Genomic DNA, 12,136 nt, shown 5'->3' on the forward strand with positions numbered 1-12,136 from the left:
CGATCGGGGCCGACTGCCTAGCGTCTGTCGGCATGAATCAGCCGATTTCCCCACCGACACAGCGCATTACGGCACTCGATGCGCTGCGCGGTTTCGCACTCGGCGGCATCTTTGTCGTCAATATCATGGTGATGTCCAAGCCCGGCGGCTTTACCGACGGGCCAGCCCATTCTCTCGTGAACGCATTCTTTTACGACAAGTTCTATGTGCTGTTCTCGTTCCTCTTCGGCTATTCGCTGACCATGCAATTCCGTTCGGCCGAACGGGCCAAGGCGAGCCCGACGGCGCGCACGGTGCGCCGGTGTCTGATGCTGATGGCAATCGGCTTGCTACACATAGCCTTTCTCTTCACCGGTGACGTCCTGTTCGGCTACGGCGTGGCCGGGCTCGCGCTGCTCGCAATGAGCCGACTGCGGCCGAAAGTGGCGCTGATCGTGGCGGCCGTGCCATTCGCCGTGTCCCTGATATCGATCACCGCACTCAACATGCTGCACGTCGACCTGAATATGGGTGCGTCCGAGCGGGCATCAGCGTTGGCGGCGATGCGATCCGGGTGGCTGGACGCGGCGAGCTACCGCTGGGACGGCTTCGCCGGGAACGCCCACTTCTTCCTGATGTTCGGGCTGCTCAACGCGCTGCCCATGTTCGTGGTCGGGATGGTCGCCGGAAAGGCCAGGCTGCTCGAACAACCGGAGCGTTACCTGCCGCTGCTCCCCCGCGTCCAGTGGATCGGCTTCACGATCGCCACTCCGATCTGTGTGCTTGCCGCCGTCACCGATTGGCCGCTGGCCGGTCCCGCCCATCTGGTCGCACCGCTGCTTTCAGCCGCGTATGCGGCGACGCTTTTGCGTCTCCTACACCAGTATTCGGCGGTGCAGGAGGTGTTCGCACCGGCAGGCAAGATCGCGGCCACCAACTACATCGGCCAATCTCTCATCGCGGCAATACTTTTCACCGGCTACGGTTTCGCGCTGGCAGGAGAGCTTTCGGATTGGACGGTGCTCGGCCTCGCCGTCACCATTTACGCAGCGCAACTGGCCGCCAGCGCCTGGTACGTGCGCAGGCACCGCTACGGCCCGATCGAATGGGTATTGCGTGCCGCCACTTACGGCACGCTACGTCCCACTGAAACTGTGCGAACTCAGCCCGGGTAGACGTAGTGGACGGGGCCGTAATGTCCGGTTTGGACGGAACCGGCCCACGGTACGTCCAGTGGGGCCTTGTTGAGCTTGTGCGGGTTGCCGTCGTTGTCGGCCTGCCAGCAGTCCTGTTGAACGCCATGGAAGCTGGTGCACACGATGCGGGTGCTGATGCCGAACGGTGAGCTCAGCCGGTTGCGGTCGGAGAACGGATTCCAGTAGTCCGGATCGCTCGGCACGGCGAAGTTCTTCGTCTCGTACACCGACAGCGCGCCGCCGCCGTCCGACGGCCAATCGTCGGCCGCGGCGGTGCCCGGACCGACCACCAGTGCCGCGCCGGCCACCGCCGCGAGCACGGCACAGCGCGCAAGACGTTCGGAGTTGATGGTTTTCGACATCCTTACCCCTTCCGTAGTCGCCGGAGGCATTCCGGCCGGTCTCGACTCTAGAGATGTTCGCCGATGCGCATTGCCGTTTGGCTCGGGCTGAAATCTTGCACGCGGTGAAATGTTGCGGGGCATGATGTTTCGAGTCGGTCTGGCTCAGTTGCCCGGCTGCACGATCGGCTTGATCGAGCCGGGGTCGACGCGGGCACTCGTCAATGCCGCCGCCACCTGATCCAGGCCGAACTTGCCGGTGACCAAGCTGTCGAGGTCGACTCGGCCGCTGGCCGCGAGGTCGATCGCGGTCGGCCAGGTGTTGGCGTAGCGGAAGGTCCCGGTCAGCTCCAGCTCCCGTTCCTGCAGGTAGGGCAGCGGCAACGGCACATCGTCGCCGCCCATGCCGACGAGCACGACCCGACCGGCCCTGGCCACGGTGCGTATCGCGGCACCGATCGCGGGCGGATACCCGGAGCATTCCACGAGGACATTCGGCTCGAACCCGATGGCAGCGAGCTCGGTGACACCGACGTCCACCGCTCGCGTGCAACCCAGTTCGGTGGCCAGCGCCAGCCGCCGCGGGTTCACATCGGTGATCACCACCTCCGCTGCGCCGAAGGCCAACGCGGTCTGCGCGCACACGAGCCCGATCGGTCCCGCACCGTTCACCAGCACGCGATCGCCCGGGCCCACGCGTCCCTTTCGGCAGGCCCAGACACCGACCGACAGTGGCTCGAGTAGCGCGGCCGCCTCGTCGGTCATCGAATCCGGCACCGGATGCGCGAATTGCTCGTGCAGCACCACGTATTCGCAGAACGCGCCATCGATCGGCGGCGTGCCGAAGAACCGCATGTCCGGGCACAGGTTGTAGCGGCCCGCCCGGCATTGCACGCAGGTGAAGTCCGGCACGCCCGGCTCGAGCGAAACCCGTTGTCCGACAGCATGACGTCGCGCATTGGCACCGAGCCCGACCACCACGCCGGATGCTTCATGGCCGAGCACCAGCGGTTGTTCGACGACATGCCCGCCGATCCGGCCGTGCTCGTAGTAGTGCACGTCGGAACCGCACACCCCGACCGCACTGACCTTGATCAGCACCTCGGCCGGTCCCGGTTCGGGTATCGGGCGTTCCTCGATCACGATCTCGCCGACCGTCGCCAAAACCGCTGCGCGCATGTCGTCACTGCCTTTCGGAGTTCAGCACCTCCGCGCGCCGCACCGTCGATTCGGCACCGCGGGCGTTATTCGATCAGAACACCGAATAACGTCGGTGCGCAGCGGAATGCGCCGGTTCAGCACCTGTGCCGTGCGGTCAGCGTCGAAACAAACGACGTAGGCGCGCAAGGATGCCACGGCCCGCGCGCGGGTCCGGAGCTGCGGTTTCGATGGCCTCCTGCGCCGAAGTCGCCTGGGCGAACCGCACATGCAACTGTTCGCGGACCTGATCCGGGGTGTACGCGCGACGGCGGCGCTCAGCGCGCACGACCACCACACCGGTGGCGACCACACCGGCCGCACCCGCCAATCCCACTGCCTTCCACCACCTCATACCGCATAGGCTACTGCTCATGGCGGGTACGACCATCACTCTCGACCGGGCGCTCGAGCTCACGAGGACCGGCGACATCTGGCTGTTCCGTGGGCATTCGACGGCTGACCGGGCGATCAGGATGACGACGAACAGTCCGGTGAACCATGTCGGGATGTCGGTCGTGCTCGACGACATGCCCGCGCTGATCTGGCACGCGGAGCTCGGTCATTCGCTGACCGACATGTGGTCCGGAACTGAACACCGCGGCGTCCAGTTGCACAATCTCCGTGATGCCGTGCTGGTGTGGGCGCACCGCTACGGTCAGCAGGCTTGGCTGCGCCAGTTGAACCTGCCTGCCACCCGCGAGATGGAAAACAGCCTGCTGCGCACCATCGCCCGCCTCGACGGCACGCCCTTTCCCTCCACCGCCGGTCTGGCCGGACGCTGGCTGCGCGGCCGGGTGAGCCTCCCGCGCCCCAAGTCACGCAAAGCGGCTGCCCGCGAACTGGAGAACGCGTACTGCGCGGAGATCGTGGCCGCGACCTACCAGTCCATGGGCCTGCTGCCGGACACCCGCAGCCCCAATTGGTATGACCCGGGCCGCTTTTGGAGTGGCGACGGACTGCGCCTTTCCGGCGGCTACGAGCTGGGTGACGAAATCGCCGTCCAGACACCGGCAAAGCCGGACTGATCAGCTGTTGCCCGGCACCACGATGCCGGTTTCGTAAGCGAGAACGACCAATTGGGCGCGGTCGCGGGCGTCGAGTTTGGTGAGCAGGCGACCGACGTGGGTTTTGACGGTCGCAACACTCACGTAGAGCGTTTCCGCGATTTCGGCGTTGGATCGTCCGGCGGCGATGTGCTCGAAGACTTCTCGCTCACGGTCGGTGAGCGCGGCCAATGCGCCGGGCAACGCTGACGGTGCCGCGGGTTGGCGAGCGAACGCGCTGATCATGCGACGGGTGATGCTCGGCGTCAGCAGTGCGTCACCGTTGGCGACGACCCGGATCGCGCGCAGCAGCTCCTCGGGCGGTGAGTCTTTGAGGATGAAACCGCTTGCGCCGCTGCGCAATGCCTGGAAGACGTGCTCGTCCTGATCGAAGGTCGTCACGATCAGCACATGCGGGCCATCGGTGCCGCCCGCTGCGATGTGCCGCATCGCCTCCAAGCCATCCATGATCGGCATCCGGATGTCCATCAGCACGACATCGGGGCGCAGCTGGCGGGTGAGCCGGACCGCTTCGCCGCCGTTGCCCGCCTCGCCGAGGACGGTGAGATCCGGTGCGGAATCGACCAGGACGCGGAACCCGGCTCGTACGAGTGCCTCGTCATCGGCGATCAGTACCCGGATCGGGGCGGCGGAAGTCTCAGCTGACATCGTGATCCTCATCGATCGGGAAGTACGCGGCGACGGCGAATCCGCCCTCGGGTCGCGGACCTGCTTCGAAACGGCCGCCGAACAACGACACTCGTTCGCGCATGCCGAGCAAGCCGAGACCCGACCCACTGCCGTCGGGTTGCCCGGCCTCGGTCACCGGTCCGTCATCGGTGATGGACACGGCCAATTCGTCTGGCGCGCGCCAGATCTCGATCCGCGCGCGGGCGGTGTGCGCGTGCTTGACGACGTTGGTGAGCGCCTCCTGCACAATGCGATAGACCGTGGTCTGCAGCAATGCCGGGTAGCCGATCGGTTCGCCTGCGACGTGATACTCCACGACCAGACCGTCGTGGCGCAGCCGGTCGACGAGTTCGGCGATCTCGGCGAGTCCGGGTTCGTCCGACGTCGGTTCGAGCCCCGGTTCGCGGATCTGCGCCAGCACACGCCGCAGTTCGTTCAGCGCGGAACGGCTGGCCGTCTCGATCGCGCCGAGTGCCGCACGTGCCTCACCAGGCTGCTCGTCGAGCAGCAGCCGAGCGACTCCGGAACGCACCGCAACCATGCTCAAAGTGTGCGAGATCAAGTCGTGCACGTCGCGCGACACTCGCAACCGTTCCTCGGCCCGAATCCGGCGTTCCGCCTCCGCCGCCTGATGACGTTGCTGCGCGGCGATGCTGGTCCGATAGTCACGCCGGGTGCGGATCATGTCGCCTGCCAGCCAGGCGGGGATGGCGATCAGTAGTTGCACGAAGTCCTGTTCCTGATCGGGATGCAGAAGCGTACCGAGCAACGCGGCGACGCAGATCGCTACCAGCGCGGCACCGGTGGCGAGTAATGAATCGCGACGCGATCGCAGGTCAGCGAGTGTGAGGACCGCGACGCCGAAGGCGGGACCGGTATTGCTCACCCACGGCGTGAATCGAACGCCGAGTAGCGAGGCGAGGCACAGCACCGCCGTCACCACGATGAGCACCGCGAGCGGCCAGCGCCGCCGGACCAGCAGCGGTGCGGCCACCGCGGCGCCGAGCGTCGCGATGGCAGGCATCGAACCGATCCCGCTGACCATGCCCACCAGCAGCGGCAGGGTGAATACCGCGAAACAGCCGACGGCGATCGCGATATCGATCGCGTCCGGCCCGGCATTGCCCGGTCGGTGCCGGAACAGCGTGAGCCGCTGATGCCACGGCCGCGCGGTCTGTTCCGGCGGCAAGGAAGTAATCGCCATAGCGCAGACGGTAATCGGCCGGGCAGTGCCGACACATCGTCCCGAGGTCCAGCGCGCGAATCATCCGCAAGTTGGACGGGTCACGCGGCCTCCGCCCATCGAAGATGCCAATCTCGCGGCCACGGGATGACGACAACGCCCAGGTCAGCGGGCCAAAGTTGAGGCATGAACACCTACGGCACCGAGTCCAGGGCACCCAGCGTTCGCGCCGACAGCACTCTGTCGCGCCCGCTGCTCGTCATCGCCGCCACGTCCCTCGCGGCGGGCATCGTGGCCGGTGGCGCGAGCTATCTCAACCGGTCCCCCGAACACGAGACGCACGTCGAAGGTACGGCCGCATTGTGGCCACATCTCCTGCTGCTCGCGCTCACTGCTGCCCTCATCGTCGTCCTACGTCGACGCGGCCATCACCCGTTCCGTCTGCTGCTTGCGCCCGTCAGCACCATTGCCGCACAACGACTCGGGCGCACGCTGCGTTCGATCCTGACCCACCCGACCGCGTTATTGCGTCTGCTCCTCAGCATCCTGCCGATCGCCTTGCTCGTGTACAGCCCGTTCCGGATCGGCGTGCAGATCCTCGGCGGCCTCGACCCGAACTTCACCGTGAATGCCTGGGGTGGGCCGAGCTATCTCGGCGCGATGGTCTTCCACTACTTCGACGGCACACTCCTCATGGCCGCGGCGGCCGCCTTGCTGAATCTGCTGCTGTTGCCCAGCAAGCAGGCGGCCCACGCTCGCCGGTGACGACCGGCCCCGCTGACGTCCGGCGAGGCCTGGTCGCGCCGGCCGACTACTTGTCGGCAATGAACTTTCCGCCGACCGCGTATCCGTCGGCCGGGTACTCCTCGATCCAGACGTGCACCGATTCGGCGGGCGACTTGTACGCGTCGACGAACGCGTCGGTGATCCGCCGCACCAGCTCGCGCTTGGCTTCATCGGTCTTGGGCAGCTGCTGGACGATGACGTTCGGCATCGCGGTTCCTTTCTCGGTGCCCGCTCCGGTCGAGCGGGCCTACCGACAAATCTGCTGCAGATCGACCGCCTGTCCAAGAGCCAGTTCGCGCACGCAGCGATCACCGATCGTGATCGTCGAATTCACAGGCGGCGAGCAGGATCTCCAGGGCCGGCGGTGGCGCTTCGCTGCGCACGAGGAGCGCGGTGTCCAGCGAAAGTCCCGGCGCGGCAAGCGAACTGAACACCACCCTGGTACTGCGCAGCTGCCGCGCGTGTGCGGCGTAGACGACGGTCCAGCTGGTGTCCGAGCCGATCATCGCCAGGGTGTCGGACAGTGCGGAGCTGACCGGTCCCGGCACCGGCTCGAACCCGGCCTCGTGACAGGCGTCGATGACCAGGTCGACCAGCGGCGCGTTGGCGCGACGTTCGGTGAGCCGCAGCGGATAAGGAGCAAGGTCGGCCAGCGTGAGTTCCGGTGCGCCGGCCAGCGGATGCCGCGCCGAGATCGCGACGAGCAACGGGTCATCCCACACCGGAATGCGACGCAGACCCGAATGGTCGACCGGACCCCGAACGAACGCGGCATCGAGTCGCCCGTCCAGCACCTGCTCGACACGGACGCGGGTGGACGCCGACACGGTCTCGACCCGCACCTGCGGCACCAGACGTTCCATGATGCGATCCAAATGATCACCCAGACCGGTGCTGGTCCCCAGCCGCAAGGTGCTACCCGCGACGAACCCGGTGATCGAGGCCTTCGCCCGCGCGGCCGCCGCCAGCGCATCCCGCGCACCCGGCAGGAACTGCGCGCCCGCTTCCGTCAGCACGACCCGCCGCGGCGACCGATCGAACAGTTCGACACCCAACTCACGTTCCAGCTGACGAACCTGCTGACTCACCGCGGACTGCACGATATGCAGCCGCTCGGCCGCCCGCCCGAAGTGCAGCTCCTCGGCGACGGTCACGAAATACCGGAGTTGACGCAGTTCCACCGGCCCGACCCTACGGGCAGGTGATGTCGCTAGAATCCGGCGGCGGTGAGTTGGTAGTCGGCCTCTAGCAGCATCCAGCCACTCAATTGGACCGATAGATCGCGAGCGGGGTTTGCCGAGGCGGCCGTTCTGCCGTTCGACAGATGCAGCGGGGTTTCCGGTTGGTCGGGCACTCGCGCCTGCTCGGACCAGTCCGCGCTGAACAGCGGGAGACCGTTCACGTCGACGCGATGCGCCCAGGCCGACTGAGCGGAGGCATGCACGATGCGCGCAGCGGTGTTGTCGCGCAACGTGATTGCGGCCAGCGCGAGGTAGCGAGCGAGGATGCCCATGAAGAGCCCGCCGTCGCCACCTCCGGCGCCGACTATGACGCCATTCTTGGTCATTCGGCTACCGGTCGCGGCGATCAGCGCGGCCGCCCGGCGGCGATACTCGGGAGCATCTGTGCGCGTTGCCAATTCGGCTTCCAGCCCGATCGTCACGCCCTGGTTATAGCTATAGACGGCAGACTCGACACTGGCCCCCGGTTCATGGACACCATCGACGATCAGACCAGAGTCGTTGGCACGCAACCGAGTATCGAGGAAGTCAGCGATCCGGGTGGCCCGCGAGACATCCCCGAGCCGAGCCAGCGCGATACCACTCGACCCATTGGTGCACGAGTTGTAATAGTCGGACCCGACCCGCCACCGCATCGCGCCGACCTCCGGATCCCAGCCCTCATCCAGCGCCGCCCGCAGATCCGGGATTCCGTCGGCGAACTTGACACCGAGCAACCGATCGGCCCGTTCCAGCGCCAACACCAGCCAGGCCATGTCGTCGTAGTACTGATTCGTCCAGCCGGTCAGATTGCGCGCGCGAATACCACGAATGATCGCGGCAACCCGGTCGGTTCGCTCAGCCGCCGGAGCGCGCAGTGCGGCATCGACCGCACAGTCCACGAGGTGGGCCTGAAACCAGTAATTCCACTCCTCGAAGGCCTCTTCCAACGGCGAAGGCGGCCAAGCGGTCACACCGAGCAACGTCCCCGGCAAACCCCAGACCGGCCGCAGATGCCGTGCCGAAATCGCCTGCTCCGCAAGCCCCGCTCGCTGTGCGCTCTCTGCCGCCTGCGCTGACGCAACCGCTGGTGCGGCGACTACTCCGATTCCCACCCCAACCGCCGCCCACAGCAGCGCCCGCCTACTGACCCCGCCTCGATCTGAATACACCGACCCGACCTCCTTCGCCCCGGCGACTCTATCCGCTATTCCCACGCCAAATTGGAACGCTCCCTGTCAACTCGACCGGAAGACAATGCCCAACTACGTTTCGCCGGGGACTGTCTCGCTAACGGTGATTCCGGGAGTGTGGAGGTTGTTGCGCACCCCGACGGTGAGTTGATGATCCGTGCCGAGCACCCGCTCGCAGTCGGTGCGAGTGGCCTCGAAAAGTGAGCGAGCCCTGTCGGATTGCTCTGCCAATTGATAGATGCTAGCGAGGTTGTTGCGAGAACTGAGCGTGTCGGGGTGATCCGTGCCGAGGACCCGCTCACGGTCGGTCAGCGTTGTCTCGAAAAGCGAGATGGCTCTGTCGAGTCGCCCCGATGATCCATAGACGGCGGCGAGGTTGTTGCGGGAGCTGAGGGTGTCGGGATGGTCTGGACCGAGCACCCGCTCACGCGCGGCAAGGGTGGCTTCGAAAAGAAAAGTCGCTTTGTCGAGCTGCCCCGCTGATTCATAGACGCCCGCAAGGTTGTTGCGGGAAATGAGCGTGTCGGGATGGTCCGGACCGAGCACCCGCTCACGCGCGGCCAGGGTCGCCGCGAAAAGCGGCTTGGCCCTGTCGAATTGACCTGCCGCCTGATACGCACTAGCGAGATTACCGCGGGAAAGAAGCGTGTCGGGGTGATCCGGACCGAGCACCCGCTCACGCGCGGCCAGGGTCGCCGCGAAAAGCGGCTTGGCCCTGTCGAATTGACCTGCCGCCTGATACGCACTAGCGAGATTACCGCAGGAAAGAAGCGTGTCGGGGTGATCCGCGCCGAGCTCCCTTTCCCGGGCGGCCAGCGTGGCATCGAGCAGAGGAATCGCCTTGTCGAGTTGCCTCGCCGATAGATAGGCGGCGGCCAGGTCGTTGCGACAGGTCAACGTGGCGGAGTGGTTCGGGCCGACCACTCGCTCGCACTCGACAAGGTTGGTTTCGAGCAGCGGTATTACCTTGTCGAGTCGCCCCGCCGATCTGTAGGCGCACGCGAGGTTGTTGCGAGAGGTGAGAATGTGGGGGTAGTCGGGGCCAAAGATCCTCTCGTAGTCGGTGAGAGTGGTCTCGTGCAAGGGAATCGCCTTGGCGGGTTGCTCCGCCGATGTGTAGGCGCAAGCAAGGTTGTTGCGGGACATGAGGGTGGCGAGGTGGTCTGTGCCGAAGACTCTCTCGCAGTCTGCGAGGGCGGATTCGTACAGAGGGATGGCCTCGCCGAGTCGGCCCGCCGACTCATGGACGTGAGCGAGGCTGTCGCGAGAGACGAGGGTGGCCGGATGAAGCGGGCCAAGGAGACGTTCACAGTCGTTGAGGAAGTCCTGCCCGAGGGCCGATGCTCGGGCGATATCCGCCGCTTCGGTTAATTGGACGACGGCCCATTTCCGCGTCATGAATACCCGCTGAAGTAGATCGCCGCCCGTCGCCTCGGGCAGACCGGTGTTCCAGATCGCATCGATCTGGTCCACAACATGGAAACCTCGCTCACGGTGAGCCCATGCCTGACTTCGATCGACCAGCCAGGGCCCGACTACCTTGAGCGCGGCAGTGACGAGATCGCCTGACACACCGTCGGATTGAGCGCGCTCCCGCAGCACCCGGGCGACCAGTCGATGCATGATCACCGTGTCACCCGACGTCGACCACGACAGCAGCGACCCGGTCACACACCGCTCCAACCCTTCATCGAGACGGCCGCCCAGATCGGGCAGGATCGAACGCCGCACGCCCGCGGGGGAGAGCATCGACATCACGGCCAGCAGCCAACATGTCACCGCGTTCCGGTCGGGATCCTCGATACAGGTCTCGACGATGTCCACCGAAAGCAGAATTGCCTGCACTACCGACAGCGGGTAGTCGTGACCGGCCTTGCGCTCCAAAATATTCGGCAGCGACCGCTCCGCCAGCAGCTCTTGGTAGCGGGCGTAGTCGATACGCCGACCGACGATGGTCGCGGCAGCAACCGACAGCGCCAATGGCAGGTCGCCGAGTGCGGCTGCGACCAGATCGGCGGCGGCTACGTCGGTCCGCCCCGTGGCCTCGGCGAGGAAGCGCACCGATTCCTGTCGGGTGTAAGTGCTGAGGTCGACGGGCTCACCTAGCGCGGCGAAATCACGGTTGGTACTGGTGATCAACAGACGAGTGCCGCCGCCGGTCGGCAGCAGCGACCGGATCACATCGGGATCAACCGCGTTGTCGAACACCAGTAACCCCGAGTCACGGCGGCCCGCAAGACAATCCCGCAATCGTCGCGCCGACACCGCCGAATCACCTTCCGGGTCCGCAACTCCCAACCGTTCGGCGATCTCGGCCAGCCCCGCACACGCGGTCTCCATCGACTCCCCGTCGATCCACCCCACCAGCGCTGTCCCGGTGTCGATTCCGTCCCGGGCCAGCGCGGCGGCGAGCTGGGTCTTACCGACCCCGCGCATCCCGGTCACGGCCACCGGCACCCGCGACCGGTGCAGCACGGCGCGTAGCTCGGTGAGCTCTGCGCGGTGCACGAAACAGCGAGGCAGCTGCGGGATCTGCCCCACCACCACCTGGCCGGCCGGCTGCGCCGCTACGACCTGATTAATCGTGGTGGCAACCGTGATATTGCTTGCCTGGACGTGCGCGAACAACGCCGAGATGTTGCCGGAAGTCGGCGCGGCAGATTCGGTGGCTACCGCGCCTATCGAGGGTGGGGCGACTCGCCCTGCCCCGCGCGCACATTCGAGATATCGATGTCCCCGGCCAACTGAGCGTCGCGCACTCGCACACCGTCTCCAGAGGAGACGACATCGGTAATCCGGAGCGCTCCGCCCTCGAACTGCGCCAGATCCACACCGACCACCGCTACGGCCTCGGCTGCCGTCGCCCGAGCCAGGCCGATCAACTCCTCGGCGGCGGCAAGCAACTCGGCATCCGCACCAGCACCACGCGCTTCGAGCTCGCCGGCCAACGCTTCACGTGCATCGATCGACTCCGGCGCGTCTTCGACCGCACCGACATCGACACCGCGAAAACGGCTGCCGAGCAGCTTCTTCAACGCCGCATACGCATCGGCCACCGACTGCTTGGCCGTATCTGTCACCCCCGCAGCAGCACCCACCGCCACTGCCGTCGCAACTATCGTCACCGGATCCATAAAGAACCGACCTCCCTAACGATCCCAACCGATCTCGCGGACAAGATTGCCACACGACAACACCCGCCGTGACATCAATGCAGCCCTCGACTGCCCAGACCATCGGCGGTTTCTGCACTTTCGCAGATCACACCTGCGCATTTCCCCCTTGTCTGCGCGCAGACGAACACC

General features: G+C 66.0%; 13 protein-coding genes. 3 read left to right on the top strand and 10 right to left on the bottom strand.

Annotated features, from left to right (window positions below; genetic code table 11):
• The first annotated feature begins 32 nt into the window (after window positions 1-32).
• Window positions 33-1,154, top strand: coding sequence for a DUF418 domain-containing protein (locus ACIBK2_RS21270; RefSeq protein ID WP_396969270.1), 1,122 nt, complete (start codon window positions 33-35; stop codon window positions 1,152-1,154).
• Here ACIBK2_RS21270 and ACIBK2_RS21275 read toward each other — a convergent pair.
• From ACIBK2_RS21275 to ACIBK2_RS21285, 3 genes are all read right to left on the bottom strand, one after another.
• Complete coding sequence (locus ACIBK2_RS21275) at window positions 1,142-1,537, bottom strand: hypothetical protein (protein WP_396969271.1); 396 nt, start codon at window positions 1,535-1,537, stop codon at window positions 1,142-1,144. The genes ACIBK2_RS21270 and ACIBK2_RS21275 overlap by 13 nt on opposite strands.
• Before the next feature lie 144 nt (window positions 1,538-1,681).
• Window positions 1,682-2,695, bottom strand: coding sequence for an NAD(P)-dependent alcohol dehydrogenase (locus ACIBK2_RS21280; RefSeq protein WP_396969272.1), 1,014 nt, complete (start codon window positions 2,693-2,695; stop codon window positions 1,682-1,684).
• Between the two features lie 136 nt (window positions 2,696-2,831).
• Window positions 2,832-3,068: a hypothetical protein gene (locus ACIBK2_RS21285; protein ID WP_396969273.1), complete on the bottom strand. Its 237-nt coding sequence runs from the start codon at window positions 3,066-3,068 to the stop codon at window positions 2,832-2,834.
• Window positions 3,069-3,087: 19 nt separating this feature from the next.
• Between ACIBK2_RS21285 and ACIBK2_RS21290 the strand changes: the two genes are divergently transcribed.
• On the top strand, window positions 3,088-3,741 hold the full coding sequence (locus ACIBK2_RS21290) for a hypothetical protein (protein WP_396969274.1): 654 nt from the start codon (window positions 3,088-3,090) through the stop codon (window positions 3,739-3,741).
• Here ACIBK2_RS21290 and ACIBK2_RS21295 read toward each other — a convergent pair whose 3' ends face one another.
• Both ACIBK2_RS21295 and ACIBK2_RS21300 read right to left on the bottom strand, forming a co-directional pair.
• Entirely contained in the window at window positions 3,742-4,428 is a 687-nt protein-coding gene (locus tag ACIBK2_RS21295; RefSeq protein ID WP_396969275.1) for a response regulator, read from the bottom strand. It abuts the gene before it with no gap.
• Entirely contained in the window at window positions 4,418-5,653 is a 1,236-nt protein-coding gene (locus ACIBK2_RS21300; RefSeq protein ID WP_396969276.1) for a histidine kinase, read from the bottom strand. The genes ACIBK2_RS21295 and ACIBK2_RS21300 overlap by 11 nt, the downstream gene beginning before the upstream one ends.
• Window positions 5,654-5,818: 165 nt before the next feature.
• On the opposite strand from ACIBK2_RS21300, the gene ACIBK2_RS21305 reads away from it, so the two are divergent.
• Window positions 5,819-6,397 (top strand): hypothetical protein, encoded by a 579-nt coding sequence (locus tag ACIBK2_RS21305; RefSeq protein ID WP_396969277.1) that lies wholly within the window; start codon window positions 5,819-5,821, stop codon window positions 6,395-6,397.
• Between the two features lie 46 nt (window positions 6,398-6,443).
• Here ACIBK2_RS21305 and ACIBK2_RS21310 read toward each other — a convergent pair whose 3' ends face one another.
• The 5 genes from ACIBK2_RS21310 to ACIBK2_RS21330 form a co-directional block, all read right to left on the bottom strand.
• Window positions 6,444-6,626 carry a 2-hydroxymuconate tautomerase family protein gene (locus ACIBK2_RS21310; RefSeq protein ID WP_040738949.1) on the bottom strand — a complete coding sequence of 61 codons (183 nt, stop codon included), beginning with the start codon at window positions 6,624-6,626 and terminating at the stop codon, window positions 6,444-6,446.
• Window positions 6,627-6,726: 100 nt separating this feature from the next.
• On the bottom strand, window positions 6,727-7,599 hold the full coding sequence (locus ACIBK2_RS21315) for a LysR substrate-binding domain-containing protein (protein WP_396969278.1): 873 nt from the start codon (window positions 7,597-7,599) through the stop codon (window positions 6,727-6,729).
• A 29-nt stretch (window positions 7,600-7,628) separates the two neighbouring features.
• Window positions 7,629-8,810 carry a glycoside hydrolase family 76 protein gene (locus tag ACIBK2_RS21320; protein WP_396969279.1) on the bottom strand — a complete coding sequence of 394 codons (1,182 nt, stop codon included), beginning with the start codon at window positions 8,808-8,810 and terminating at the stop codon, window positions 7,629-7,631.
• Window positions 8,811-8,903: 93 nt separating this feature from the next.
• On the bottom strand, window positions 8,904-11,039 hold the full coding sequence (locus ACIBK2_RS21325; RefSeq protein ID WP_396969280.1) for a tetratricopeptide repeat protein: 2,136 nt from the start codon (window positions 11,037-11,039) through the stop codon (window positions 8,904-8,906).
• Between the two features lie 470 nt (window positions 11,040-11,509).
• Window positions 11,510-11,956, bottom strand: a complete 447-nt coding sequence (locus tag ACIBK2_RS21330; protein ID WP_396969281.1) for a hypothetical protein — start codon at window positions 11,954-11,956, stop codon at window positions 11,510-11,512.
• Window positions 11,957-12,136 lie beyond the last annotated feature (180 nt).

This window comes from Nocardia sp. NPDC050175, assembly GCF_044459885.1.
GTDB lineage: Bacteria > Actinomycetota > Actinomycetes > Mycobacteriales > Mycobacteriaceae > Nocardia.

Coding starts and splice junctions, on each gene's coding strand:
- ACIBK2_RS21275 (WP_396969271.1), bottom strand. CDS start 1,537: ATGTCGAAAACCATCAACTCCGAACGTCTTGCGCGCTGTGCCGTGCTC.
- ACIBK2_RS21280 (WP_396969272.1), bottom strand. CDS start 2,695: ATGCGCGCAGCGGTTTTGGCGACGGTCGGCGAGATCGTGATCGAGGAA.
- ACIBK2_RS21270 (WP_396969270.1), top strand. CDS start 33: ATGAATCAGCCGATTTCCCCACCGACACAGCGCATTACGGCACTCGAT.
- ACIBK2_RS21295 (WP_396969275.1), bottom strand. CDS start 4,428: ATGTCAGCTGAGACTTCCGCCGCCCCGATCCGGGTACTGATCGCCGAT.
- ACIBK2_RS21305 (WP_396969277.1), top strand. CDS start 5,819: ATGAACACCTACGGCACCGAGTCCAGGGCACCCAGCGTTCGCGCCGAC.
- ACIBK2_RS21285 (WP_396969273.1), bottom strand. CDS start 3,068: ATGAGGTGGTGGAAGGCAGTGGGATTGGCGGGTGCGGCCGGTGTGGTC.
- ACIBK2_RS21310 (WP_040738949.1), bottom strand. CDS start 6,626: ATGCCGAACGTCATCGTCCAGCAGCTGCCCAAGACCGATGAAGCCAAG.
- ACIBK2_RS21300 (WP_396969276.1), bottom strand. CDS start 5,653: ATGGCGATTACTTCCTTGCCGCCGGAACAGACCGCGCGGCCGTGGCAT.
- ACIBK2_RS21290 (WP_396969274.1), top strand. CDS start 3,088: ATGGCGGGTACGACCATCACTCTCGACCGGGCGCTCGAGCTCACGAGG.